Origin of the sequence: Pseudomonas sp. WS 5021 (assembly GCF_012985535.1) — a bacterium.
GTDB lineage: Bacteria > Pseudomonadota > Gammaproteobacteria > Pseudomonadales > Pseudomonadaceae > Aquipseudomonas.
Genome location: NZ_JAAQWP010000006.1, coordinates 340,857 through 365,022, shown reverse-complemented (window position 1 = coordinate 365,022; position 24,166 = coordinate 340,857). Strand labels below are relative to the sequence as shown.

Annotated in this window: 22 protein-coding genes; 8 read left to right on the top strand and 14 right to left on the bottom strand. The window is 60.8% G+C overall.

The genetic code is table 11. The annotated features are described in order from the left end of the window. The first annotated feature begins 97 nt into the window (after nucleotides 1-97). The 4 genes from HBO19_RS20570 to HBO19_RS20555 are packed head-to-tail and all read left to right on the top strand — an operon-like array spanning nucleotide 98 to nucleotide 3,039. Nucleotides 98-763 carry an amino acid ABC transporter permease gene (locus HBO19_RS20570; protein ID WP_169953927.1) on the top strand — a complete coding sequence of 222 codons (666 nt, stop codon included), beginning with the start codon at nucleotides 98-100 and terminating at the stop codon, nucleotides 761-763. Next, nucleotides 744-1,403: an amino acid ABC transporter permease gene (locus HBO19_RS20565; protein WP_170058184.1), complete on the top strand. Its 660-nt coding sequence runs from the start codon at nucleotides 744-746 to the stop codon at nucleotides 1,401-1,403. Before HBO19_RS20570 ends, HBO19_RS20565 begins: the two co-directional genes overlap by 20 nt. Further along, nucleotides 1,400-2,176, top strand: a complete 777-nt coding sequence (locus tag HBO19_RS20560) for an amino acid ABC transporter ATP-binding protein (protein ID WP_169953926.1) — start codon at nucleotides 1,400-1,402, stop codon at nucleotides 2,174-2,176. Before HBO19_RS20565 ends, HBO19_RS20560 begins: the two co-directional genes overlap by 4 nt. Further along, entirely contained in the window at nucleotides 2,173-3,039 is an 867-nt protein-coding gene (locus HBO19_RS20555) for a transporter substrate-binding domain-containing protein (protein ID WP_170042321.1), read from the top strand. Before HBO19_RS20560 ends, HBO19_RS20555 begins: the two co-directional genes overlap by 4 nt. Nucleotides 3,040-3,114: 75 nt before the next feature. Here HBO19_RS20555 and HBO19_RS20550 read toward each other — a convergent pair whose 3' ends face one another. The 7 genes from HBO19_RS20550 to HBO19_RS20520 form a co-directional block, all read right to left on the bottom strand. Beyond that, the gene (locus HBO19_RS20550) at nucleotides 3,115-3,504 is read right to left on the bottom strand and encodes a hypothetical protein (RefSeq protein WP_170058183.1); all 390 of its coding nucleotides are present in this window, start codon (nucleotides 3,502-3,504) and stop codon (nucleotides 3,115-3,117) included. Nucleotides 3,505-3,639: 135 nt separating this feature from the next. Beyond that, nucleotides 3,640-4,032, bottom strand: a complete 393-nt coding sequence (locus HBO19_RS20545; RefSeq protein WP_169953924.1) for a hypothetical protein — start codon at nucleotides 4,030-4,032, stop codon at nucleotides 3,640-3,642. Nucleotides 4,033-4,378: 346 nt separating this feature from the next. Continuing rightward, a complete protein-coding gene (locus tag HBO19_RS20540) occupies nucleotides 4,379-4,765 on the bottom strand; it encodes a hypothetical protein (RefSeq protein ID WP_169953923.1) in 387 nt (128 codons plus the stop codon). Between the two features lie 134 nt (nucleotides 4,766-4,899). Continuing rightward, nucleotides 4,900-5,289 carry a hypothetical protein gene (locus HBO19_RS20535; RefSeq protein WP_169953922.1) on the bottom strand — a complete coding sequence of 130 codons (390 nt, stop codon included), beginning with the start codon at nucleotides 5,287-5,289 and terminating at the stop codon, nucleotides 4,900-4,902. Continuing rightward, complete coding sequence (locus tag HBO19_RS20530) at nucleotides 5,286-6,701, bottom strand: PAAR domain-containing protein (protein WP_169953921.1); 1,416 nt, start codon at nucleotides 6,699-6,701, stop codon at nucleotides 5,286-5,288. Before HBO19_RS20530 ends, HBO19_RS20535 begins: the two co-directional genes overlap by 4 nt. A gap of 128 nt (nucleotides 6,702-6,829) precedes the next feature. Then, on the bottom strand, nucleotides 6,830-7,309 hold the full coding sequence (locus tag HBO19_RS20525; protein ID WP_170058182.1) for a hypothetical protein: 480 nt from the start codon (nucleotides 7,307-7,309) through the stop codon (nucleotides 6,830-6,832). A gap of 277 nt (nucleotides 7,310-7,586) precedes the next feature. Beyond that, complete coding sequence (locus HBO19_RS20520; protein ID WP_170058181.1) at nucleotides 7,587-8,747, bottom strand: AAA family ATPase; 1,161 nt, start codon at nucleotides 8,745-8,747, stop codon at nucleotides 7,587-7,589. 164 nt (nucleotides 8,748-8,911) lie between these two features. On the opposite strand from HBO19_RS20520, the gene HBO19_RS20515 reads away from it, so the two are divergent. From HBO19_RS20515 to HBO19_RS20500, 4 genes are all read left to right on the top strand, one after another. Next, on the top strand, nucleotides 8,912-10,015 hold the full coding sequence (locus HBO19_RS20515; protein WP_170058180.1) for an efflux RND transporter periplasmic adaptor subunit: 1,104 nt from the start codon (nucleotides 8,912-8,914) through the stop codon (nucleotides 10,013-10,015). After that, nucleotides 10,012-11,082, top strand: a complete 1,071-nt coding sequence (locus HBO19_RS20510; protein ID WP_169953917.1) for an efflux RND transporter periplasmic adaptor subunit — start codon at nucleotides 10,012-10,014, stop codon at nucleotides 11,080-11,082. Before HBO19_RS20515 ends, HBO19_RS20510 begins: the two co-directional genes overlap by 4 nt. Continuing rightward, complete coding sequence (locus HBO19_RS20505; protein WP_169953916.1) at nucleotides 11,079-14,120, top strand: efflux RND transporter permease subunit; 3,042 nt, start codon at nucleotides 11,079-11,081, stop codon at nucleotides 14,118-14,120. The genes HBO19_RS20510 and HBO19_RS20505 overlap by 4 nt, the downstream gene beginning before the upstream one ends. A gap of 127 nt (nucleotides 14,121-14,247) precedes the next feature. Further along, nucleotides 14,248-16,485, top strand: coding sequence for a glycoside hydrolase (locus HBO19_RS20500; RefSeq protein WP_170058179.1), 2,238 nt, complete (start codon nucleotides 14,248-14,250; stop codon nucleotides 16,483-16,485). Between the two features lie 392 nt (nucleotides 16,486-16,877). Here the strand turns inward: HBO19_RS20500 and HBO19_RS20495 are convergent, their stop codons facing one another. From HBO19_RS20495 to HBO19_RS20465, 7 genes are all read right to left on the bottom strand, one after another. Then, entirely contained in the window at nucleotides 16,878-17,513 is a 636-nt protein-coding gene (locus HBO19_RS20495; protein ID WP_169953914.1) for a class I SAM-dependent methyltransferase, read from the bottom strand. Between the two features lie 40 nt (nucleotides 17,514-17,553). Beyond that, nucleotides 17,554-18,198 (bottom strand): methionine ABC transporter permease, encoded by a 645-nt coding sequence (locus HBO19_RS20490; RefSeq protein ID WP_169953913.1) that lies wholly within the window; start codon nucleotides 18,196-18,198, stop codon nucleotides 17,554-17,556. Continuing rightward, nucleotides 18,188-19,303, bottom strand: a complete 1,116-nt coding sequence (locus HBO19_RS20485; RefSeq protein ID WP_170058178.1) for an ATP-binding cassette domain-containing protein — start codon at nucleotides 19,301-19,303, stop codon at nucleotides 18,188-18,190. Before HBO19_RS20485 ends, HBO19_RS20490 begins: the two co-directional genes overlap by 11 nt. A 2-nt stretch (nucleotides 19,304-19,305) precedes the next feature. Next, a complete protein-coding gene (locus HBO19_RS20480; protein WP_170042329.1) occupies nucleotides 19,306-20,115 on the bottom strand; it encodes a MetQ/NlpA family ABC transporter substrate-binding protein in 810 nt (269 codons plus the stop codon). Between the two features lie 83 nt (nucleotides 20,116-20,198). Further along, nucleotides 20,199-21,551 carry an LLM class flavin-dependent oxidoreductase gene (locus HBO19_RS20475; protein WP_170058177.1) on the bottom strand — a complete coding sequence of 451 codons (1,353 nt, stop codon included), beginning with the start codon at nucleotides 21,549-21,551 and terminating at the stop codon, nucleotides 20,199-20,201. Next, entirely contained in the window at nucleotides 21,551-22,744 is a 1,194-nt protein-coding gene (locus HBO19_RS20470; RefSeq protein WP_169953909.1) for an SfnB family sulfur acquisition oxidoreductase, read from the bottom strand. Before HBO19_RS20470 ends, HBO19_RS20475 begins: the two co-directional genes overlap by 1 nt. 23 nt (nucleotides 22,745-22,767) lie before the next feature. After that, nucleotides 22,768-24,009 carry an SfnB family sulfur acquisition oxidoreductase gene (locus tag HBO19_RS20465; RefSeq protein WP_170058176.1) on the bottom strand — a complete coding sequence of 414 codons (1,242 nt, stop codon included), beginning with the start codon at nucleotides 24,007-24,009 and terminating at the stop codon, nucleotides 22,768-22,770. Between the last annotated feature and the right edge of the window lie 157 nt (nucleotides 24,010-24,166).

Genomic DNA, 24,166 nt, shown 5'->3' with positions numbered 1-24,166 from the left:
GGTTTTTATACCTTTAAAGTCAGCGCTTCCCGGCGTTACCCACGCTGGACCGGACTGCGTTTACGCCGCATTACCCCTGCGGCGCCCAGGACTTGAAATGACCTTCGACTACGCGTTTATCCTCAGCACCCTGCCGGCGTTTCTCAAGGCCGTGGGGGTGACCCTGCAAGTAGGCTTGATCGCCATCGGCACCTCGCTGCTGGTGGCGCTGATCAACTCGGCCCTGCTGGTGTTCCGCACGCCCTACCTGTCGCGCCTGGTAGCGCTGTATGTGGAGCTGGCGCGCAACACGCCGCTGCTGATCCAGCTGTTCTTCGTGTACTTCGCCTTGCCGGCCCTGGGCTTGAATATCTCCGGGTTCTGGGCGGCGATCATCACCATGACCTTTTTGGGCGGCGCCTACCTCACCGAAGTGCTGCGCGCCGGTGTGGAAGCGGTGCCGCTGGCGCAGATCGAGTCGGGCAAGTCCATCGGCCTGTCCGACTGGCAGTTGCTGCGCCATGTGATCCTGCCCCAGGCCGGGATCCTCAGCCTGCCTGCGCTGTTCGCCAATTTCATTTTCCTGCTCAAGGAAACCACCGTGGTGTCGGCAGTGGCGGTGCCAGAGATTCTCTACACCACCAAAAGCTATATCGCCCTCTACTACAAGACTTACGAGATGCTCGCCGTGCTCACGCTGATTTGCGTGCTGTTGTTCTTGCCGCTGTCGCTGCTGCTCAGCCGCCTGGAAAGGAGGCTCCAGCATGGCCAGTTCGGGTCTTGAATTGTTGTGGGTGTCGTTGCCGCAACTGGGCAAGGGCGCTGCACAAACCCTGTCGATTTCGTTTTTGAGCATCGCCTTCAGCACCATTGGCGGGGTGGTGTATGGGGTGCTGCGCACTTTGAATGTGCGGGCGATCAACCTGCTGCTGCGCATTTACCTGGAATTGTTCCGCGCGATTCCGGTGCTGGTGTGGCTGTATCTGCTGTTTTTTGGCCTGCCGATTTTCACCGGCCTGAGCATCCCCAGTTTCTGGTGCGCGGTGCTGGTGCTGTCGCTGTGGGGCGCCAGTGAAGTGGGCGAAGTGGTGCGCGGGGCCTTGCATTCGCTGCCGCGCGGGCAGCGGGAGGCGGGGCTGTCGATTGGCTTGTCGGCGCCGCAGCTCTACGGCTTCGTGCTGTTGCCCCAGGCGCTCAAGCGTATGACGCCGCCGACCATCAACGTCTACACGCGGATCATCAAGACCAGCTCCCTGGCGGTGCTGATCGGCGTGGTGGACGTGATCAAGGTCGGCCAGCAAATCATCGAGCGCACTTACGAGTCGGTATTGATCTACGGCGCGCTGTTCCTGTTTTTCTTCTTTATCTGCTACCCGTTGTCGGCCGCCTCCAAGGTGCTGGAACGGCGCTGGGCCCAAGCATGAGCGCACTGATCGAGTTCCAGGGTTTCAATAAATTCTTCGGCGAACAGCAGGTGCTCAATGGCATCGACCTGAGGGTGCAAAGCGGCGAAGTGGTGGTGATCCTCGGCCCCAGCGGCTGCGGTAAAAGCACCTTGCTGCGCTGCCTCAATGGCCTGGAAGTGGCCCACAGCGGCAGCCTGCGGCTGGCCGGCAAAGAGCTGCTGGATAAACACACCGACTGGCGCCAGGTGCGCCAGGACGTAGGCATGGTGTTCCAGAGTTACCACCTGTTCCCCCATATGAGCGTGCTCGACAACATCCTGCTGGGCCCACTCAAAGTGCAAAAGCGCGAGCCCCGCGAAGCCCGTGAACAGGCGCAAAAACTGCTGGAGCGGGTAGGGCTCGCCGACAAGCGCGATGCGTTCCCGCGCCAGCTCTCGGGCGGCCAGCAGCAACGTATCGCCATCGTCCGTTCGCTGTGCATGAACCCCCAGGTCATGCTGTTTGACGAAGTCACCGCCGCCCTCGACCCGGAAATGGTCAAGGAGGTGCTGGAAGTGATCCAGGACCTGGCCCGCGATGGCATGACCCTGCTGATCGTTACCCACGAAATGGCCTTTGCCCGCGCCGTCGCCGACCGCGTGGTGTTTATGGAAGCTGGCCGCATCCTCGAACACAACACCCCCGAGGCCTTCTTTACGAACCCGCAGACCGCACGCGCGCAGCAGTTCCTCGAGAAATTCTCGTTTGTTTCAACACTGCCCAAGAAAATCAAGGAACTGGAGCTGTCATGAAAACTGCCAAGTTGTTACTGCCGCTGCTCGGCCTCGCCTTACTGGCCGGCTGCAACAAAACTGAAGAACCGGCCAAACCCGCCGCTGCCGCGCCGGCGGCGGTGAGTTACATCGACAAGATCAAGGCCCGCGACAAGCTGATCGTCGGCGTGTTTACCGACAAGCCGCCGTTTGGCTTTGTCGATGAAGCCGGGCGCTACGTCGGCTTTGATACCGACATCGGCCGCCGGTTTGCCAAGGACCTGCTGGGTGACGAGAACAAGGTCGAGTTCGTGGCCGTGGAGCCGGCCAGCCGCATCCCGTTTTTGCAGAGCGACAAGGTCGACCTGATCCTCGCCAACATGACCGTGACCCCGGAGCGCAAGGAAGCGGTGGAGTTCACCAACCCCAACCTGAAAGTCGCGGTCCAGGCCCTGGTGCCTAACGACAGCGTGGTCAAAAGCCTCGACGACCTGGCGACCCGCACCACCATCGTCACCACCGGCACCACTGCCGATATCTGGCTGACCAAGAACCACCCGGACTGGAAACTGCTCAAGTTCGAGAAAAACTCCGAGTCACTGCAAGCCTTGTCGGCTGGGCGTGGTGATGCCTATGCCCAGGACAACCTGGTGCTGTTCAGCTGGGCCAAACAGAACCCGGGCTATCGCGTGCTGGAAGAGAAACTGGGTGACGAAGCGCCGATTGCACCGGCGGTGAAGAAGGGCAATATCGAACTGCGCGACTGGGTGAATGCCGAGTTGGCGAAGTTGGGTGAAGAGAAGTTCTTGCTCAAGCTGTATGACCAGTACGTGCGTAAAGAACTGAGCGATGACACCAAGCCTGAGAGTGTGATTGTTGAAGGGGGTAAGTGGCAGGGTTGAAGTCGCTATTGCAGGCAAGTTGAAGGCTTCACCCGGCACTTTCTGCAATGAGGGCCGGGTGAGGCGCTGTCAGAATTACCAATACTTAATCAGGAAGTATGTAATTATCATCCAGGTAAAAGAAAAGATTATCGTCGTTAAGTTGATGACCAAATACCGTTTCAAGTGAGCAGGGAAATTTTTGAGATCGACCGGGTCTAGTTCACCAGTAATGATGGACGACCTAGGCCACACAATCATTCCGGTGATTTTTGATATTTCCAAAAGAGACCAAATCAAACCGCGCTTCCCAAGGCTAGGCCCCCAAATATAAATGTATCGACTGTTCTTCAGGGCCTCCTTTATGGCTTCGAGGTGACGGTGGCTTAGATACAGACTGTGGGCGATACCGGCAACGCCTATCAGCATTGGCGCCCCTAGAAAAAAAATCGCAAACCAGAGAGGCCAACTATCGATAATGGTCATGGTTATGTAGTCTTGGCGATTGTTTTGTCCGTGTGTTTTCCTCCCGGATCATTGATGAATTATATTCATCCATATCCAAGTCCCTATTAAGGCATGCTGTGCATACATAATATCTCAATTGAGGTAACATCCGAATTACCTGTATTTCAATAAAAAGGCTACAGCTATCAACCAGACGAGTGGAATGCTCATCATCGTTAAGTTGACGATCAAATACCATTTCAAGTGAGGAGGGAAATTTTTGAGATCGAGTGGGTCTAGTTCTCCAGTCCTGATAGAGGGTTTGGGCCAAACGATCATTCCGGTGATTTTCGATATTTCCAGGATCGACCAAATAAAACCGCGCCTCCCCAAGCTCGGCCCCCAAATATAAATGTAGTGGCTGTTTTTCAATGCCTCCTTTATAGCGCCCAGATGACGGCGGCTCAGGTACAGGCTGTGGGCGATAGCGGCAACTCCGATCAGGCCCGGCGCACCACTTAGCATCCAAAAAGCCAGCCAGGACGTCCAGAAACCCTCTGTTATCATGGCAACGTTCTCTCATACATAATTTCTCCGCCTATTTCGCCACCCATAGCACCGAGAGTCGTACCTGCCCATGTGCCAACTCCCACTATCGCGGCGACACACACAACACCCCCGACACCTCCTGTAGATACGCCAATCGCCATGCAGATCGGACCGCTCGCCGAACGAGCTACCGCACCACCCACAGTACCAACCATCGTAGACCCTGCAAATTTCCCCCCCCTCAACAAACTTAACCCTCTCACAAGCTTCCACAGAACCCCCATTACACACCTGCTGAATAGCCAGAACTTACTAAATATGCAGCGTATATACGGCAGTTAAATTTTGGAGTTGGCCAGAATTATTAATATTTCACTAGCGCGACTGAAACTATTCCCCAGGTTAAAGAAATGCTCATAATCGTCAGGTTGGCGATCAAATGTCGTTTCAAGTGAGGTGGGAAGTTTTTAAGATCGACTGGATCTAGTTCACCAATCATGATGGCGGATCTGGGCCATACAATCATTCCGCTGATTTTTGATATTTCAAAAAGCGACCAAATCAAACCGCGATTCCCCAGGCTCGGCCCCCAAATGTAAATATATCGACTGTTCTTCAAGGCCTCCTTTATTGCTCCCAGATGACAATGGCTCAAGTACAGACTGTATTCCGCCCCTACATATGCAAGCAGGAATGGGGCCGCTAGAACAAAAATCGCAACCCAGGGAGACCAGGTATCGATATTGGTCATGGTTATGTAGTCTTGGTAATTGTTTTGCTCATGTATTTCCCTCTCGGCTCATCGATAACTATATTCATCCATATGCCAGTCCCTATTAAGGCATGCTGCGCATACATAACAACTCAATTGAGGCTACATTCGAATTACCTGAATTTTAATAAAAAGGCTATAGCTATCATCCAGGCGAGTGGAATGTTTATCATCGTTAAGTTGGCGATCAAACACCATTTCAAGTGAGGAGGGAAATTTTTGAAATCGAGTGGGTCTAGTTCCCCAATCCTGATAAAGGGCTTGGGCCAAACGATCATTCCGGTGATTTTTGATATTTCCAGGATCGACCAAATAAAACCGCGCCTCCCCAAGCTCGGACCCCAAATATAAATGTAGTGGCTGTTCTTCAGGGCCTCTTTTATTGCGTCCAGGTGACGGTGGCTTAGATGCAGACTGTGGGCGATGCCGGCAACGCCTATCAGCAGTGGCGCCCCTAGAAAAAAAATCGCAAACCAGAGAGGCCAACTATCGATAATGGTCATGGTTGAGTCGCCTGGTAAATTTGCTCTCCCAGTGCTTCACCTGCCATACCACCGACAGTAGTGGCCGCCCATGTGCCAACTCCCACTATCGCGGCGACACACACAACACCCCCGATACCTCCTGTAGATACGCCAATCGCTATGCAGATTGGACCGCTCACCGAACTAGCTGACACACCACCCAAAGCACCAACCATCGTAGACCCTGCAAATTTCCCCCCCTCAACAAACTTAACCCTCTCACAAGCTTCCACAGTCCCCCCATTACACACCTCCTGAATAGCCAATAACGAAGACACGCCGCCAATACCAATGGCGATGTACCCGCCGGTCTTCATGTAGTTGGCTGCACGGCTGGTTGCTTCCACATGGGTGGCATACCCCGGAATTTGTCCGGGTGCTCCGGCCTTGCCCCAGTGATGCACCAGGCTGCGACTGGATATGCCGAGGGCGGTTTTCAGTTTGGGGTGATCGCCCAGGGTTGTCTGGCCACGCAGGCGAGTGGACTTCAACAGATGGGCATCCAACTGAGCCAGCAGGCGCTTGCGATCAGCGAGAAATTGCGGGGACTTGAGGTGTCCTTCCCGGCGATAGCTCTCTTGATGGAGACGCTCGATGGCTTGGAGGGTGTCGCGCAGGTTGCTCAGGTGCTGCTCTATCACCACCGCGCTGACGCCCAGCCAGGTTGAGGTGTGGCCGATAAACCCGGCGATTTCTGCGCCGTGCCGGTACAGAAAGTCGGCCTCCTCGGGTGTCAGGGGCTCCAGCGCTGCGTCTACTTGCTGGGCGGCCTGCATCAACAGGGCTTCCTGGTAAGTGCAGGCGGTGTTGTTCGGATCACTCAACACGATGATCGAGCCGGCTTTAACCTCGCCCTTATAGGGGTTAAGCCCCTGAAACTTGCTCATGACGGCGGGGTTGTGCTCGGGGAAAAGGACCGCCTCCAACGCTTCGCGGGTCATGCTTTTGGGGACCACGTAGAACCCAGGTTCCTGGGGCTCAACGCTGTTGAATACGGCTGGAGCGCGATTGGCTGAAAGCGCCAGGCTGGATGAGGTCGCAGCTGCCGGTCGTTGGGTAACGGGTGGCGCGGTGGGTTCGGCGGCTCGCCTGGCCACTCGCGGTGCAGTGCCTTGGTTGCTGTAGGTCGCCGTGTACACCGAGGGAATCAGCCGCGCTCGGCAGGGGCAACTGCTGAAACTGTCCAGCGTGCCCGCTACAAGTTTGCCATGACTCTCTATGTGCGATATGCCACCGATAATCTGATAGATCTTCCTGTCTATGCCGCATGTGACTTCGCCCCCTTCGCGGGCATGAAGCAGACCGAATATAGTTACCCTCACATCTCCATCCAGGACGATCCCGCCGCAGGTGGTCTTGTCACCGCGACCAATGAAATGACCTTCACTCATTGTTATTTCCTATTGTTTTCGGTCGGGTAATGACGCGTTGCGAGCGTCCATTAATTTTTTATTTGGAAGTGGTTAAGTGTTATCTAATTAGCGGGTAGTCAACTGGTGTACGGTTTGCGGTTAAGCACTCAAATAGATTGCAAAAAATCTTCAGCTTTCGACACTCCCGCACGTAATATGATCAACGAAGAACTTTGCGGTGTATTGATGATTTCGTCACCGTTACTGAGCACGCTGCCCACTAATGCAATATGGCTGTAGTCTGCTCCTGCGGCGGTTACAATTTGTGCTTTAGTGCCGTCGTTGTATACAGCGTAATCACCTTTCTGCGCGGCGTGTACGTGCTGCCCATTAGGCAGTTTGAATTCCATCGGAGAAGTGGCTTGTTCAATAACGCCACCGTTGCGGGTTTGGCTGCCTTGCGCTGCGATTCGGTAAATAGCGATAGGAGGATGGGCTTTTCTGTATTCTTGCTGTTGCCTGACGAGGGTCAACACCTCTTCGTTGCAGGTGTCTTGTATGTTCTCCGTGATTTTCGACTTGTCTAGGTCGCGGAGAAAGTCAGCGCAAGCTTCGTTGGTGTGACGTGCAGGCTGGACTGTATTCATTTTATATTCTCGTTCATGACGTGTGTGTTGCACTAAGCTTGGTGTATGCAGTGATTAAAACTAGGTGTAAGTGCCAGGTCGTCAGCCTGAAGAGATATAGGTTTTAAGTAAAGTCGGATGCCTCCGAAGTTAAGCTCATAAAGTTCTGAAGGAAAAATTCCATCTATTTAAATAATGGGAGTGATTCTGCGCATAGACAGCGATTACTTTGGTACTGCACCGTGAGTGTTCAGATGCCCGGTGTGCGGCACCGGGCGAAGGGCTTCCAACACACTGCCTAACTCGGCCAATGCCACGCCGGCTCATCCAACACCCGCTGCCCCACAATCTGCGTCTGGCCCATCACCTTCTCCAGCACAATCGAATTGCATCCCTCGTCCTGCTGCAACGCCGCGATCAAGCGGCTGGCATGGGACACCACCCACACCTGGCATTGCCTTGAAGCCTGGATGATCAGGCGCGCCAAGGCCGGCAACAGGTCCGGGTGCAGGCTGGTTTCCGGTTCGTTGAGTACCATCATTGTCGGCGGGCGTGGCGTCAGCAGGGCGGCGATCAGCAGCAGGTAGCGCAGGGTGCCGTCCGACAACTCCGCCGCCGACAGTGGCCTCAGCAACCCTTCCTGATAAAACTCAATGGCAAAACGTCCGCCCTGCAACGGCTGGATATTCAGGCGTGCGCCGGGAAACGCATCGCTGACTGCGCGCTGCAAGGCCTCGGGGTCGCCGATTTCGCGGATGGTCTGCAACGCGGCCGCGAGGTCGCGGCCATCGTGGTGCAACACCGGTGTGCGCGTACCCAATTGGGGCAGGCGCACCGGCGCATCGGCGTCGCTGCGAAAGTGGTCGTAGAAGCGCCAGCCGCGAATGCTTTCGCGCAGCATCAGCACTTCGGGCGAGCCGCGCAGGCTGCCGACCTGGTCGAACAGGCTGTGGTAGTCGGGCGTGTGCTGGGCCAGCACATCCCAGGCCCGCCCGTCTCGGGCGCGGATCATCGCCCCCGAGCGTTGCACCAGCAGGCTGGCCGGGCGATAGACGTGACCGGCCCAGATGCATTCCTTCTTGATCTCGGGGTCCAGGGAAAAGTACGACGAGCTGGGTACTGGCAAGCCCAGGGAAATCGCGTAGCTGAAGTCTTCGCCGGCAAAGCCCAGGCGCAAGCGCTTGACGCCCTGGGGCACGCTGGCCTGCACCGCGACTTCGCCCTTGAGCATGCGCCGGCTGATGTTTTCGGGGCCGGCCCAGAACGTCGAGTCCAGGCCTCCTTCGCGGGCCAGGGCATTGATCACGCCGCCCTGGGCGGTTTCCGCCAGCAGGCGCAAGGCGCGGTACAGGTTGGATTTGCCGCTGCCATTGGGGCCGGTGATCAGGTTCAGCCGATCCAGCGGTACCACCAATTTATTGATCGAGCGGTAATTGGCCACCGCTAAGGTTTTCAGCATCAGGGGCGTTCCCGGCCGGTATGGACCGCCATCTTACCCTGTAGGAGTCGGCTTGCCGGCGATCAACCGAGGCCATGTAATTCCCATAGTCGAAGGCGGAACCCTGAACTAAGCTCACAGTCGCATACACACTGGCACGTCGGTATCACGCAAAAGGAGCCTGCATGGGCGGTCCCACCTCAACAGTTATTTGTGGCGTTGCCCTGCTGGCATTGCTGAGCGGCTGTGGCCAGCAAAAGCCTGAACCCAAGGCCCATTCCAGGGTGTTTGTGCAAACCGTGCAGCCGACCGATTTCGCGGCGGCGGTGACCCTTACCGGGGATATCCAGGCGCGGGTGCAGACCGATTTGTCGTTTCGCGTGGGCGGCAAGATTATCCAGCGCATGGTGGATGTGGGCGACCGCGTGACGGCCCGGCAAGTGCTGGCCAGGCTCGATCCCAAGGATTTGCAGACCAACGTCGATTCCGCCCAGGCCCAGGTGGTGGCGGAACAGGCGCGGGTCAAACAGACGGCGGCGGCCTTTGTGCGCCAGGAGAAACTCCTGCCCAAGGGCTACACCAGCCGCAGCGAGTACGACGCGGCCCAGGCCGCCTTGCGCAGCAGCCAAAGTGCCCTGGCGGCGGCGCAGGCGCAGTTGGCCAACGCCCGCGAGCAGTTGGGCTACACCGCCCTCATCGCAGAAGCGCCGGGGGTGATTACCGCGCGCCAGGCCGAAGTCGGCCAGGTGGTGCAGGCCACCGTGCCGATTTTCAGCCTGGCCCGTGACGGCGAGCGCGACGCGGTATTCAACGTCTACGAATCGCTGCTGGCGGAGCCACCGCCGGATGCGCCAATCACCGTCAGCCTGCTGGATAACCCGAGCATCAAGGCTGTGGGTCGGGTGCGTGAAGTGACCCCGGCCGTTGCGGCCAGCAGCGGCACGGTGCAGGTGAAGATCGCCCTGGAGGCCTTGCCCAAGGGCATGCAACTGGGTTCGGTGGTCAGCGCCACCGCCAACGGGCAAGCCAAGGCCAGCATCGAACTGCCTTGGGCTGCACTGACCAAGGATCTCAGCGAGCCCGCCGTGTGGCTGGTGGATGGCGACGGCAAGGCGCAATTGCACAAGGTCACTGTCGCGCGCTACCTGACCGGCAAGGTGATCATCAGCGATGGCCTCAAGGGCGGCGAAAAAGTCGTAGTGGCCGGTGGGCAATTGCTGCACCCAGGCATGGTGGTGGAGATCGCCCAGGCGCCGGACCAGGCCCAGGCCAAGGGCGTGCAGCCATGAAGCACCTGACGCTGATCCTCGCCAGCAGCCTGTTGCTGATCGCCTGTTCCAAGGAAGAGCCGGCGCCGGAGCCTATAAGGCCGGTGCTCTGGGTCGAGGTGAAGGCCGAAGATCAGGCTCACCTCGGGCGCTTTGCCGGCAGCATCCAGGCGCGTTATGAAAGTAACCTGGGTTTCCGGGTGCCAGGGCGCATCGCCCGGCGCGCGGTGGATGTGGGCGCCGAAGTCGAAAAAGGCGCCTTGCTGGCGGTGCTCGACCCCACGGACCAGCAGAACCAGCTGCGCGCCGCCCAGGGCGACCTGGCGCGGATCCAGGCGCAATTTATCAACGCCCAGGCCAATGCGCGGCGCCAGCAGGAGTTGTTCAACCGTGGCGTCGGCGCCCAGGCGCAACTGGACATTGCCCAGACCGACCTGAAAACTACCCAGGCCTCCCTCGACCAGGCCAAGGCCTCGGTGGACCAGGCCAAGGACCAGCTCAACTACGCCGAGTTGCGCACTGACCACGGCGGCATCGTCACCGCCTGGAATGCCGAGGCCGGCCAGGTGGTCAGCGCCGGCCAGCAAGTAGTGACCCTGGCCCGTCCGGATATCAAGGAAGCGGTGATCGACCTGCCCGCCGGCCTCGCCGAGCGTCTGCCGCCGGATGTGGTGTTCCTGGTGGCCAGCCAGTTGGACCCCAGCATCAACACCACCGCCACCGTGCGCGAGATCGAGCCCCAGGCACAAAGCGCAACCCGCACCCGTCGCGCGCGCCTGACCCTGGCCCAGACGCCCCCGGCGTTCCGGTTGGGCACGGCGATCAGTGTGACCTTGAGCTCGGCCATCGCGCCCCGCATCGAGTTGCCCGCCAGCGCGGTGCAGGATGTCGAGGGCAAGGCCCGCATCTGGGTCATCGATATGCAGCAGCAGACCGTGCAACCCCGCGACGTGACCCTGGTCAGCCGTGATGCCAGCAGTGTCGTGCTCAACGGCGGCGTGCAGCCTGGCGAGCGGGTGGTCAGCGCCGGCGTCAATAGCCTCAAACCCGGACAAAAAGTCAAAACCGACGAGGACAGCCCGCGATGAAAGGGAGCTTCAACTTATCCGACTGGGCACTCAAGCATCAGTCCTTCGTCTGGTACCTGATGTTCGTTGCGCTGCTGATGGGCGTGTTTTCCTACATGAACCTGGGGCGCGAGGAAGATCCGTCCTTCACCATCAAGACCATGGTGATCCAGACCCGCTGGCCGGGCGCGACCCAGGAAGAAACCCTCAAGCAGGTCACTGACCGCATCGAGAAAAAGCTCGAAGAGCTGGACTCCCTGGACTATGTGAAAAGCTACACCCGGCCCGGTGAATCCACGGTCTTCGTGTTCCTCAAGGACACCACCAGCGCCAAGGCGATCCCCGAGATCTGGTACCAGGTGCGCAAGAAGATCGACGACATTCGCGGCACTTTCCCCCAGGGCTTGCAGGGACCGTCGTTCAACGACGAGTTCGGTGATGTGTTTGGCTCGGTGTATGCCTTTACCGCCGATGGCATGTCGATGCGCCAGTTGCGCGACTACGTCGAGCAGGTGCGCGCCGAAATCCGGGCGGTGCCGGGGCTGGGCAAGGTCGAGATGATCGGCCAGCAGGACGAAGTGATTTACCTGAATTTTTCCACGCGCAAACTGGCCGCCCTGGGGATTGACCAGCGCCAAGTGGTGCAGAGCCTGCAAGCGCAGAACGCGGTGACCCCGGCCGGGGTGATCGAGGCCGGGCCGGAGCGGATTTCGGTGCGTACCTCCGGGCAATTCGCCTCGGAAAAGGATCTGGCTGACGTCAACCTGCGGCTCAATGACCGCTTCTACCGCCTGGCGGATATCGCGGATATCAGCCGTGGCTATGTGGATCCGGCGCGGCCGATGTTCCGTTTCAACGGCCAGCAAGCCATTGGCCTGGCCATCGCCATGCAGAAGGGCGGCAATATCCAGGAGTTCGGCAAGGCCCTGCACCAGCGCATGGACGAGCTGACTGCCGACCTGCCCGTGGGCATCGGCGTGCACAAGGTGTCGGACCAGGCAGAGGTGGTGGAAGAGGCCGTCGGCGGCTTCACGAGTGCGCTGTTCGAAGCGGTGATCATCGTGCTGGTGGTGAGCTTTATCAGCCTGGGCCTGCGTGCCGGGTTGGTGGTGGCGTGCTCGATCCCGCTGGTGCTGGCACTGGTATTTGTCTTTATGGAGTACAGCGGCATCACCATGCAGCGGGTGTCGCTGGGTGCGTTGATCATCGCCCTCGGTTTGCTGGTGGATGACGCGATGATCACCGTGGAAATGATGATCACGCGCCTGGAAAAAGGCGAGACCCTGGAGCAGGCCGCGACCTACGCCTACACCTCCACCGCGTTCCCCATGCTCACCGGCACCCTGGTGACCGTGGCCGGCTTCGTGCCGATTGGCCTCAACGCCAGCTCGGCCGGCGAATACACCTTCACCCTGTTTGCGGTGATTGCGGTGGCGATGCTGGTGTCGTGGGTGGTGGCCGTGTTGTTTGCGCCGGTGATTGGCGTGCATATCCTCAGCAGCAAGGTCAAACCCCACAGTGAAGAGCCGGGGCGGATCGGGCGGGTGTTCAACGCCGGTATGCTGTGGGCCATGCGCAACCGCTGGTGGGCGATTGGCCTGACGGTGCTGCTGTTCGTGGCGTCGGTGTTTTCCATGCAGTTTGTGCAGAACCAGTTTTTCCCGTCGTCGGATCGCCCGGAAATCCTCGTCGACCTCAACCTGCCGCAAAACGCCTCGATCAACGAAACCCGCAAGGCCGTGGATCGGCTTGAGGCAATCATCAAGGACGACCCCGACATCGCACGCTGGAGTACCTACATTGGCCAAGGGGCGATCCGTTTCTACCTGCCCCTGGACCAGCAACTGGAGAACCCGTACTACGCGCAGTTGGTGATTGTCAGCAAGGGCCTGGAGGAGCGCGGCGCGTTGATCGAGCGCCTACAAAAACGTTTGCGCGATGACTTCGTGGGCGTCGGCAGTTTTGTCCAACCCCTGGAAATGGGCCCGCCGGTCGGGCGGCCGATCCAGTACCGGGTGTCTGGCAAGGACATCGACCAGGTGCGCAAACACGCCATCGAACTGGCGACGTTGCTGGATAAAAATACGCACCTGGGCGAGATCATCTATGACTGGAACGAGCCGGGCAAAGTGCTGCGGGTCGATATCGCCCAGGACAAGGCGCGCCAGCTTGGGCTGTCGTCCGAAGACGTGGCGCAGTTGATGAACAGCGTGGTCAGCGGCTCGGCCGTGACCCAGGTACACGACGATATCTACCTGATCAACGTGGTCGGCCGCGCCGAAGACGCCGAGCGCGGCACCCCGGAAACCTTGCAGAACCTGCAGATCGTCACCCCCAGCGGTACCTCGATCCCATTGCTGGCCTTTGCCACCGTGCGCTACGAGTTGGAGCAGCCGCTGGTGTGGCGCCGTGATCGCAAGCCGACCATCACCATCAAGGCCGCCGTGCGCGACGAGATGCAGCCGACCGACCTGGTCAAGCAGCTCAAGCCTGAAATCGAGAAATTCAGCGCCGGCTTGCCGGTGGGCTACACGGTCGCTACCGGTGGCACCGTGGAGGAAAGCGGCAAGGCCCAGGGCCCGATTGCCAGTGTGGTGCCGTTGATGCTGTTCTTGATGGCGACCTTCCTGATGATCCAGTTGCACAGCGTGCAGAAAATGTTCTTGGTGGCCAGCGTGGCCCCACTGGGCTTGATCGGCGTGGTGTTGGCGCTGATTCCCACGGGCACGCCCATGGGCTTTGTGGCGATCCTGGGGATCCTGGCGTTGATCGGTATCATCATCCGCAACTCGGTGATCCTGGTGACCCAGATCGACGCCTACGAGCGGGATGGCTACACACCGTGGGACGCGGTGGTGCAGGCCACCGAACACCGGCGCCGGCCGATCCTGCTGACGGCGGCGGCCGCCAGCCTGGGCATGATCCCCATCGCCCGGGAAGTGTTCTGGGGGCCGATGGCCTACGCGATGATCGGCGGGATCATCATCGCCACCCTGCTGACGCTGCTGTTTTTGCCGGCGTTGTATGTGGCCTGGTACAAAATCCGCGAGCCCGCGTAGGGGTCGGCAAGCCGGCTCCTACAGCGCGGTAGGGGCCGTGGGAAACGTCTCAAAGTCCTAATGGGGCGTTTCTCAGGTAACCAATTGTTTTACCCTCCAGGCTTTCACTTGTGTGAAGGTCTTTGCCATGCCTCGTTGTCTGCGCCTTACCTTAATGGTTTGCATGCTACTGCTCTCACCCCTGGCGGTTGCCGGCACCGTGCTGGAAAACGCCCAATGGCGTATCGAACTCGACGCGGCGACCCTGGCTGTACGCGTTACCCCCGCTGGCGGCGAACCGGTACTGGCCTCAAGCGGCGTGGCGGCCCATGAGGTCAGCCAGTTGCAACAGGCCGATCAACAGGCCAACTGGCAATGGGACAAGGGGGCCTATCACCTGAGCGCCACTCTGGAGCAGCGCGACCTGATCCTTAGCGTCACCGCACGCGAGGCTGCTGAACTGGACATCCTCCGGCAACCGGCCAGCGCCATGGGCAAGGGTTTGATCTGGCCGCTCGCCGAGGGGCATTACATCCCCGCCGGCAATCGCCTGTGGCAAGACTTCCTGCTCGATTACGGCGATGTGAACAGCACCCAAGACCTCAGCCTGCCGTTATGGGGCGTCGACCACGCCAGCTTTACCCTCAACTGGCTGCTGACCAACCCCTACAACAATCGCTTGCAGTGGCATGCCGAGGGCCAGCGCCTGGGCTTGACGTTGCGCCATGAGTTCACCGCCCTGGACCCTGGCGCACCGATGACACTGCGCCTGAACCTGGGCGAAGCCGACTTGCTGGCCGGTGCCAAGCGCTATCGCCAGTGGCTGGTGGAGCAGGGCCTTTACGAGCCGTTGGCGCAAAAGCTGCAACGCCTGCCTGACGGCGAAAAACTGCTGGGTGCCAGCCATGTGTACCTGTGGGGCAACGACCTGCTGGGCCTTGGTGATGTACGCGATTGGCAGCAGCTACGCACATTGCTGCGCGCGGCTGATGGGTTGGGCGCGCAACTCAGGGGCCTGCTTGACCCGCAGGCGACGCAGGTGGTGCACGTCACCCAGCCGTTTCTGGATCGTTACCAGCAAGCCGTGTTGTTAAGAGGGCTCAACGCGGCCCTCGACAAAAAGGCGCGCCAGGGCTGGCAAGCCAAGACCGAGCCCGACATGCAGGCCCTCGCCGAAGGCTATGGGGTGGTCCGTCAGGCATTGGCGCAGGAGTTTGCCAGCGCCTTGACCGCGCCCCCCGAAACCTGGGGTAGCACCTTATCCGCCAAAACTATAAAGACCCTGCAAGACAGTGGCCTACCACGCTTGCTATTGACCCTGGGCGAAGGCTGGGAGGGCGGGCTCTGGCACCCTGAGGCGGTACGCAAGGGTGTCGAGGCCGGGTACTTGATGGCGCCTTATGATTCCTATGAAACCGCGCTGGCGGACACGGAGAACCTCGACTGGACCACCGCGCACCTGGGCAGCCGGGCGTACCGCGACTGCGCGATCATGTTGAAAAATGGCCAGCTCAAGACCGGCTTCCAGAAGTCCGGGCACTACACCGACCCGCGTTGCGTGCGCCCGCTGCTGCAGGCACGGGTGACAGCGGTGCAGGCCAAGGCCGGGTTCAATGCCTGGTTTCTCGATGCCTACGCCACCGGCATGCTGTTTGACAGCTATCGCTCGGTACTGGGCATGACCCAGGCGCAGAACGCCGAGGGCAATATCGACGCGGCACGCTGGATTGGTAGCCACCTCCAGTTGCCGGTGGGCTCCGAAGACGGCAATGCCACCACCGCCCGCGGCGTGTTGTTCGCCCATGGCATGCAGACCCCGGTCATGGGCTGGGGCGACCGCGAGATGACCCAGGACAAGCAATCGCCTTACTACGTGGGCGCCTGGTATCCACCGGAGGAACCGGCAGTGTTCTTCAAGCGCGTGCCGCTCAAAGAGCCGCTGCGCAGCGTGTACTTTGCCCCGGCGATGCGCCTGCCGCTGTATCAGGCGGTGTTCCATGGCTCGGTCATTACCAGCCACCACTGGCTGTTCGACAGCCTGAAGCTGAGCAATGTGCAGGCGGAAAACGAGTTGACCCAGCTGCTTTACAACGTGCCGCCGTTGTATCACCTGAGCGCCGCTACCTTGAAGCAACGCTTGCCGATGATCCAGCGTCAGGATGGGTTTTTCCGCCCGTTGCATGAGCGTCTGGCGACCCAGGCAATGACGGATTTTCGCTGGCTGAGCAACGACCGGCTGATGCAGCAGACCACGTTTGCCGATGGCACGCGGTTGGTGGCCAACTTTGCGCAGGAGCAGAGGGACGGGTATCCGGGGCGGAGTGTGACGGCGTGGGTGGTGGGTGAAAGTCCGGTGGTGTATCAGGTGGATCAGCAGCGCCCTTGAGTCCATCGCGGGCAAGCCCGCTCCCACAGGGGGGGCTCGACCAGGCAGGGAGCTCTGGACACACCACAAAACCAATGTGGGAGCTGGCTTGCCTGCGATGGCGGTATGTCAGCCACCAAAGATAGTGCCTGTACTACCGCCATCGCGGGCAAGCCCGCTCCCACAGGGGGGGCTCGACCAGGCAGGGAGCTCTGGACACACCACAAAACCATGTGGGAGCTGGCTTGCCTGCGATGGCGGTATGTCAGCCAAAGATAGTGCCTGTACTACTGCCATCGCGGGCAAGCCCGCTCCCACAGGGGGGGCTCGATCAGGCAGGGAATTCTGGACACACCACAAAACAATGTGGGAGCTGGCTTGTCGGGTCGCCGCATCGCTGCGATAGCGTCCGCTCAGACAACCTCTACCTTACGCCACACACTGGCCAACCAGGGCTGCTGCTCGCGCGGCAGCCCCGCCGGGCGATAGTAGTGCTCCAACTCCACAAACCCCGCCGCCGCCAGCAGCGCCTGCCAGGCCGCAAGGTCGTGATACGAGCCATAACGCGGCCCGTTCCAGCCCTCCTGGTTTTGCCCCCTGGGATTGGAGCTGAACAACACCCCGCCCGGTTTCAGCGCAGCATGCAGTTGCTGGAGAATGCGCGGCAATTCCTGCTTGGGGATATGGAACAGCACCGCATTGGCAAAAATTCCGTCGAAGCGCGCGGCCGGCAGATCCAGTTTGAGGAAGTCCTGGTGCAGTACCTCGCAGCCGCTGTCCTGGCGCGCCATCTGCGCGAAACGCTCGGCGCCATCCAGGCCCACGGCTATATGCCCAAGCCGGGTGAAGGTCTGCAAATCCCGCCCCGGCCCGCAGCCGAAGTCCAGCACGGTAAACGGTGCGGGCGCCTGGATATGCCGCAGCAGTGCGTCGATGTTCTGGCTTACATCATGGTCGCGGGTGCCTTCGCGAAAGTCCTCGGCCACCTGGTTGTAGTGGCCCAGGGTGGTGGAGGTGATCTGGTCGAGGTCGTCGGGGGCGAGTTTCATGGCAGTCGGCACCAGGGCAAAGAAAGGTGCCGACTATACCTCAGCGCTTGTTCAGCCCGCGCGCCAGGCGATCGCCGCCCAGTTGGATCGCGGCCACCAGCAGAACCAGCAATACAATCACCGTGAGCATGATCTGGCTGTCAAAACGCTGGTAACCGTAGCGGTAGGCAATATCCCCCAGGCCTCCGGCGCCGATCGCCCCGGCCATGGCCGACGAGTTGATCATGGTCACCAGAGTAATGGTGAACCCGCCGACAATCCCCGGCAGCGCTTCCGGCAACAGCACATGCCAGACGATATGCCAGCGCCGGCAGCCCATGGCCTGGGCGGCTTCGATCAGGCCATGGTCGACTTCGCGCAGGCTGACCTCGGCGATTCGCGCAAAGAATGGCGTGGCGGCGATGGTCAGCGGCACCACGGCGGCCCATACGCCGTAGGTGGTGCCGACGATCAGGCGGGTGAACGGGATCAGCGCCACCATCAGAATCAGGAAGGGGATGGAGCGGAACAGATTGACGAACGCCCCCAGTACCCGGTTCAACGCGGGGGCCTGGTAGATACCGCCCTTGTCGCTGGTGACCAGGAACACCGCCAGCGGGATGCCCACCAACAGCGCGATCAACGACGACACCCCGACCATCAACAAGGTGTCGATGGCGCCCTGCAATAAACGATCAAACCACATAGCCCAGCACCTCGACCTGTTGTGCCCAGCGCGCGGCGCGGGTGCGTAATGTATCGGGATCCAGGGTGGAGTCGCTCACCGCCAGCAGCAACTGCCCCAGAGCGTGGCCCTGGATGCGCTCGACCCCGCCTTGCAGCAGGCGCACGCGCCCACCCAGGGCGCCGAACAGTGCGGCGAGGTCCGGTTCATCCGCGCTGGCGCCGGTAAATTGCAGGCGCAGCACCACGGCCGCCTGCGCCGACGGCGGCGTGGCCTGCAAACGCTTTTGCAGCTCATCGGGCAAGCCATGTTGCAGGGGCGCCAGCAGGGTTTTGCTGACCTCATGCCTGGGGTTGCCAAACACTTCCCACACCGGCCCTTGCTCGACGATCCGCCCGTGTTCCAGCACCACCACGCGGTCGCAGATTTCGCGGATCACCGCCATCTCGTGGGTGATCAGCACGATGGTCAGGCCCAGGCGCCGGTTGATCTCGCGCAACAGGCCGAGGATCGACTGGGTGGTTTCCGGGTCCAGGGCCGAGGTGGCTTCGTCGCACAGCAGGATCTGCGGGTCGTGTACCAGCGAGCGGGCGATGCCTACCCGTTGCTTCTGCCCGCCGGACAACTGCGCCGGGTAGGCCTTGTGCTTGTCCTGCAAGCCCACCAGCTCCAGCAGTTCGCGGACTTTTTGTGCGCGCTGTGGCTTGGGCACACCGGCGACTTTCAGCGGCAGCTCGACGTTCTGCCACACGGTCTTGGCCGACATCAGGTTGAAGTGCTGGAAAATCATGCCGATGCGCCTGCGCAGGGCCACCAGGCGGTCTTCGTCGAACTCGCCGATATCCACCTGGTCGATCAGCACCCGGCCGCTGCTGGGTTGCTCCAGGCGGTTGATGGTGCGGATCAGCGACGACTTGCCGGCGCCACTGCGGCCGATGATGCCGAACACTTCGCCGTGCTGGATCGCCAGGTCAATGCCTTGCAGCGCATGCACCGTGCCGTCATAGGTTTTGCCCAGGTTGATAAAACGCACATGGGCGCGGTTGAGGTCTGGGTGCAGTTCGGTCTGCCGGGCGTCCCTGGGCGGTGTGCCCAGGTCGCGCAGTTGGCTGTTGGCGGCGCTCATGTTCAGCCTTCCCAACCGACTTGGTACAGCGTGCCGAGGGATTTATCCAGGGCAGCACGCACCACCGGCGAATGCTGGTAGATCTCGACGAACTTGATCACCCGCGGGTCGGTTGTGCCTTTGGGCTGGGTCACGAACTGGATCACGTATTCCGGGTGATCGAGGCCGTCGAACAGCAGCGCCGACTCGGCATTGAAGGTCTTGGACAGGCGGATGTAGGCCGGGTAGCCCTGCACCAGGTCGGCATCGTCATAGGCGCGTACCAGCTGCACTGCTTCGACTTGCAGGATCTTGAGCTTTTTCGGGTTGGCGACGATGTCTTCTTCGGTGGCCTTGTAGCCCACGCCCGGCTTGAGGGAGATCAAGCCCGCCTTGGCCAGCAGTTGCAGGCCGCGCCCGCTGTTGATCGGGTCGTTGGCGATGGCCACGCTGGCGCCCTGGGGCAGCTCATCGAAGCTTTTGTATTTTTTCGAGTACAGGCCGACGTTGTTGATGATCCCCGGCTTGAACGGCACCAGGTCAAAACCGGCGGCGGCCTTGGCGTTTTCTAGGAACGGAATGTGCTGGAAGTAATTCACGTCGATATCGCCGGCGGCGAGGCTGACGTTGGGCGCGATCCAGTCGGTGAACTCCACCAGCTCGACTTTCAGGCCCTGTTTGCCGGCCTCTTCGACGGCGGCTTCCAGGGGGATGGCGAAGGCCGCCGTGGTGCCGACTTTCAGCGGCGCATCGGCGGCAAACACCGCCGAGCTGAACAGGCCGAGGGCCAGGGCCAGTGCTTTGACTGGGTGGGACAGCAGTGTTTTTTTCATGGTCGATTTCCAGTCATAAGGTGTGGGGAAAAACAACGAAGATCTAATGTGGGAGCAGGCAAGCCAGCTCCCACATTTTTGGTTTAGTGGCGGTAGTGAGAGCCGGTGTGTTGTTCGGGTAAGCGAGCATCGCGGTGGAACACTTTCTCGCGCAGCGTCCCGCTCTCATAAGCGGTCTTGTACGACCCACGCCTTTGCAACTCCGGAATCACCAACTCGATGAAGTCCACATAGCTCTCCGGCGTAACAATGCGCGTCAGGTTGAAGCCATCCAGGCCGGTCTCGCTGATCCAGGATTCCAGCTCATCAGCCACCTGCGCGGGCGAGCCCACCAGGGTGATATAGCGCCCGCCCAACGCGTGTTGCTCCAACAACTTGCGACGGGTCCAGTCGTTGTTCTGCAAGGCTTTAGTGGCCGATTGGATCGCGTTGCTCTTCACGTACTGGATCGGTTCATCCAGCTCGTATTGCGAGAAGTCGATGGCGGTGGAGGCGCTGAAATGCGCCACCCCGGCCTCGGCGCTGGCGTAGCTCAGGTACTCGGCATGCTTGGCCCAGGCCAGTGCCTCAGTGGCGCCGACAATCACGTTGAGGCCCATGAACACCTTGATATCGTCCGGGTTGCGCCCGGCCTCGACCGCGCTGGCGCGCACCTTGTCCACTTGCACCTTGGTCGCGGCCTTGTTCTGCCCGCTGATGAACACGCACTCGGCATGGCGCCCGGCGAACAGCAGGCCGCGCTCCGAACTGCCGGCCTGGAACAGCACTGGCGTGCGCTGCGGTGACGGCTCGCACAGGTGATAACCCTCCACCTGATAGAACTCGCCGTGGTGCTCGACCTTGTGCACCTTGCCCGGTTGGGCATAGATCCGTTGTTGCGGGTCGTTGAGTACCGCGTCGTCTTCCCAACTGCCTTCCCACAGCTTGTACAGCACCTCCAGGTACTCGTCGGCCTGGTCGTAGCGCCGGTCATGTTCGACCTGCTCGGTGAGGCCCATGGCCTTGGCGGCGCTGTCCAGGTAGCCGGTGACGATGTTCCAGCCCACCCGGCCACGGCTCAGGTGATCGAGGGTGGACATGCGCCGGGCGAACAGATAGGGCGGCTCGTAAGTCAGGTTGGCGGTCAGGCCGAAGCCGAGGTTTTTCGTCACCGCAGCCATGGCCGAGACCAGCAGCAGCGGGTCGTTGACCGGTAGCTGGATCGACTCCTTGAGCGGCACATCGACCGAGCCTTGATAGACGTCGTACACGCCAACGATGTCGGCGATAAACAAGCCGTCGAATAGCCCGCGCTCCAGCAGTTGCGCCAGTTCGGTCCAGTATTCGACGCTCTTGTACTGGGTCGAGGTATCCCGTGGGTGCGTCCACAGGCCATGGTTGATATGCCCGATGCAGTTCATGTTGAAGGCATTGAGCAGGATCTTTTTCTTCGCCATCAGATGGTCCCCCGCAGCGGCGGGTTTTCATCGTTGAGGTAATAATTGCCGACTGCGTGGTACTTCCAGCGCACCGGGTCGTGCAGGGTGTGCACCCGGGCGTTGCGCCAGTGGCGGTCCAGGCCATGTTCGGCGAGGGTTGCCTGGCTGCCGGCGAGTTCAAACAGGGTGCTGCCGGCGGCCAGGGAAATCTCGGTGCTCAGGGCGCGTGCTTCGGCCACGGCGATCGATGCCGCGGCGACGGTGTGTGCGGTGCTGTCGGCCTGGGCGCGGTCGAGGAATTCGCCGGAGCGCTCCAGCAGGGCTTCGGTGGCGTGCAGGCGGACGCTCAGGTGGCCGAAGCTTTTCAGGGTCAGCGGGTCTTCGCTGGCCTTGTCATTGCCCGAGTCGATCCATGGGCGGGTCTTGGTGCGCACAAAATGCAGGGCGTCTTCAAAGGCCGCGCGGGCGATGCCGGTGTCGATGGCCGCGTGAAGGATCTGCGCCAGCGGGCCTACTGTGGTCGGGCGCTCGAAGGCGCTCTGGAACGGGATCACGTCTTCGGCGGCGACCCACACATTGTCGAACACCACCGAGCCGCTGCCGGTGGTGCGCTGGCCAAAGCCGCTCCAGTCGTCGATCACCGTCAGGCCCTGGCTGTCATGCGGCACGAAGGCCAGTTGCTGCACGCCGAGTTCATCCACCACCGAGGTGGGAATGCGCTGGGCGTAGATCGCGCCGGTGGCGTAGAACTTGCGGCCGCTGATGCGAAATCCGTCGCCCTCGCGCACAAGTTTCGTCACCCGGTCATGGGCGGTCTTGGTGCCCAGTTCCGCCAGGGCATTGCCAAAGCGCTGGCCGGCCAGCACCTCGGCGTACAGGCGTTGTTGCTGCGCCGGGCTGCCATTTACGCGCAGCACTTCCAGGGCATAGAAATGGTTTTGCGGGATCTGCCCCAACGAGGCATCGGCCTGGGCGATCAGGGCAATGACCTTGGCCAGGGTGACGTTGGATACGCCAGCGCCGCCGTATGCCTTGGGTACGCTGATGCCCCACAGGCCGGAGCGGGAAAAGGCTTCCAGCTCGGCGTGTGGCAGGCGGCGTTCGCGGTCGCGCAGGGCGCTGTCGCGGCGAAAGTCTTCGGCCAGGTCGCTGGCGACAATCAGGGCTTGCTCGTCGCTGGTGATGACCGCGACGGGATGGGAAAGCGTCATGTTTTTCTCCAGATGTCTGGTCGTCAGATCCAGGAATGCCGGGCCGGCAATGTTCCGTTGAGGTGCCAGGCGCCCACCGCGTGATATTTCCAGCGCACCGGGTCGTGCAAGGTGTGCACCCGTGCATTGCGCCAGTGGCGGTCGAGGTTGAATTCGGCGAGGGTGGCGCGGCTGCCGGCCAGTTCGAAGAGCTTCTCGCTGACCAGCAGCGAGACTTCGGTGGTCAGCACCTTGGCTTGTGCCACGGCAATCGAGGCCCGGGCGGCGGAGTGTTCGGTGATGGGCGCGGCGCTGACTTGGTCCAGCACCTGGCCGGCCTTGCGCAGCAGGGCTTCGGCGGCATGCAGTTCGATTTTCAGCTTGCCGATGTCGGCAATCACATAGAGGTCGTCGCTGGCCCGTTCGACCTTGGCGTCGATCCACGGCCGCGAGCGTTCGCGGACAAAACTGATGGTGTCGTCGAGGGCGCCACGGGCGATACCGGCGTCGATGGCGGCCTGGATCAATTGCGAGACCGCGCCCTGGATGCCTGGGGCCTGCCCCAGGCGCCAGGTCGGCACCACCAGGTCGGCATCTACCGGCACGTTGTTCAGCAGCACGGTGCCGCTGGCGGTGGTGCGTTGGCCAAAGCCCGACCAGTCATCGACGATGCGCAATCCCGGGGTGCCACGCCGTACAAAAGCCATGACCTGGCGGCCTTCGTCGTCCAGGGCCTTGACCGCGACCCAATGGGCAAACAGTGCGCCGGTGGAGTAGAACTTCTGGCCGTTGATGACAAAGCCGTCACCCTCGGCGCTGATCCGGGCCTTCACATCCAGGGTATTTTTAGTGCCGCGTTCCGGCCCGCCGTTGCCGATGCGCCAGCCGTCGAGGACGCTTTGGAACAGCTGCTTTTTCTGTTCCTGGCTGGCGGCGCCTTGCAGCACATGGAGGATGCCGAAGTGGTTCTGCGGGATCTGCCCCAGGGCCGGGTCGACGGCGCTGATAATCGCGAACACTTCGGCCAGGGTCACAAACGACACTTGTGGGCCACCGTATTCGCGGGGGATGGAAATGCTGCCCAGGCCGCTGCGGGTGAACTGTTCGATTTCGGCCCAAGGCAGTTTGCGCTGGCGGTCACGCAGGCCGGCTTGCAGGCGGGCGGCCTGGGCAAGCTCGTGAGCGGCGGCGAGGGCTTCACTGTCGTTGCGCAGCACCTTGGCGGGCAGTAGCAGCGGGGCGATATCCAGATCGCTCTGGAGGGGCGATTGCGCCAAGTTAGACATCGGTGCGCCCCTGCGTGGCTACACGTAATGCCCTGGCGTTGTGCACCGGGGTAATTTTGACCATACCTACCTCACATCCGTGGAAAAGCTAAAAAATCAGGAATGTCCGGTGGTCCGGTGCATATACCCTAAGCGTGTTTATTTTTTAAATAAACTA

What these genes read in the sequence shown, in the direction of transcription:
- HBO19_RS20545 (WP_169953924.1), bottom strand. Translation starts at nt 4,032, where the DNA reads ATGATAACAGAGGGTTTCTGGACGTCCTGGCTGGCTTTTTGGATGCTA.
- HBO19_RS20565 (WP_170058184.1), top strand. Translation starts at nt 744, where the DNA reads ATGGCCAGTTCGGGTCTTGAATTGTTGTGGGTGTCGTTGCCGCAACTG.
- HBO19_RS20475 (WP_170058177.1), bottom strand. Translation starts at nt 21,551, where the DNA reads ATGGCGAAGAAAAAGATCCTGCTCAATGCCTTCAACATGAACTGCATC.
- HBO19_RS20490 (WP_169953913.1), bottom strand. Translation starts at nt 18,198, where the DNA reads ATGTGGTTTGATCGTTTATTGCAGGGCGCCATCGACACCTTGTTGATG.
- HBO19_RS20540 (WP_169953923.1), bottom strand. Translation starts at nt 4,765, where the DNA reads ATGACCAATATCGATACCTGGTCTCCCTGGGTTGCGATTTTTGTTCTA.
- HBO19_RS20570 (WP_169953927.1), top strand. Translation starts at nt 98, where the DNA reads ATGACCTTCGACTACGCGTTTATCCTCAGCACCCTGCCGGCGTTTCTC.
- HBO19_RS20560 (WP_169953926.1), top strand. Translation starts at nt 1,400, where the DNA reads ATGAGCGCACTGATCGAGTTCCAGGGTTTCAATAAATTCTTCGGCGAA.
- HBO19_RS20515 (WP_170058180.1), top strand. Translation starts at nt 8,912, where the DNA reads ATGGGCGGTCCCACCTCAACAGTTATTTGTGGCGTTGCCCTGCTGGCA.
- HBO19_RS20520 (WP_170058181.1), bottom strand. Translation starts at nt 8,747, where the DNA reads ATGCTGAAAACCTTAGCGGTGGCCAATTACCGCTCGATCAATAAATTG.
- HBO19_RS20555 (WP_170042321.1), top strand. Translation starts at nt 2,173, where the DNA reads ATGAAAACTGCCAAGTTGTTACTGCCGCTGCTCGGCCTCGCCTTACTG.
- HBO19_RS20535 (WP_169953922.1), bottom strand. Translation starts at nt 5,289, where the DNA reads ATGACCATTATCGATAGTTGGCCTCTCTGGTTTGCGATTTTTTTTCTA.
- HBO19_RS20465 (WP_170058176.1), bottom strand. Translation starts at nt 24,009, where the DNA reads ATGTCTAACTTGGCGCAATCGCCCCTCCAGAGCGATCTGGATATCGCC.
- HBO19_RS20525 (WP_170058182.1), bottom strand. Translation starts at nt 7,309, where the DNA reads ATGAATACAGTCCAGCCTGCACGTCACACCAACGAAGCTTGCGCTGAC.
- HBO19_RS20480 (WP_170042329.1), bottom strand. Translation starts at nt 20,115, where the DNA reads ATGAAAAAAACACTGCTGTCCCACCCAGTCAAAGCACTGGCCCTGGCC.
- HBO19_RS20505 (WP_169953916.1), top strand. Translation starts at nt 11,079, where the DNA reads ATGAAAGGGAGCTTCAACTTATCCGACTGGGCACTCAAGCATCAGTCC.
- HBO19_RS20495 (WP_169953914.1), bottom strand. Translation starts at nt 17,513, where the DNA reads ATGAAACTCGCCCCCGACGACCTCGACCAGATCACCTCCACCACCCTG.
- HBO19_RS20500 (WP_170058179.1), top strand. Translation starts at nt 14,248, where the DNA reads ATGCCTCGTTGTCTGCGCCTTACCTTAATGGTTTGCATGCTACTGCTC.
- HBO19_RS20530 (WP_169953921.1), bottom strand. Translation starts at nt 6,701, where the DNA reads ATGAGTGAAGGTCATTTCATTGGTCGCGGTGACAAGACCACCTGCGGC.
- HBO19_RS20510 (WP_169953917.1), top strand. Translation starts at nt 10,012, where the DNA reads ATGAAGCACCTGACGCTGATCCTCGCCAGCAGCCTGTTGCTGATCGCC.
- HBO19_RS20485 (WP_170058178.1), bottom strand. Translation starts at nt 19,303, where the DNA reads ATGAGCGCCGCCAACAGCCAACTGCGCGACCTGGGCACACCGCCCAGG.
- HBO19_RS20470 (WP_169953909.1), bottom strand. Translation starts at nt 22,744, where the DNA reads ATGACGCTTTCCCATCCCGTCGCGGTCATCACCAGCGACGAGCAAGCC.
- HBO19_RS20550 (WP_170058183.1), bottom strand. Translation starts at nt 3,504, where the DNA reads ATGACCATTATCGATAGTTGGCCTCTCTGGTTTGCGATTTTTTTTCTA.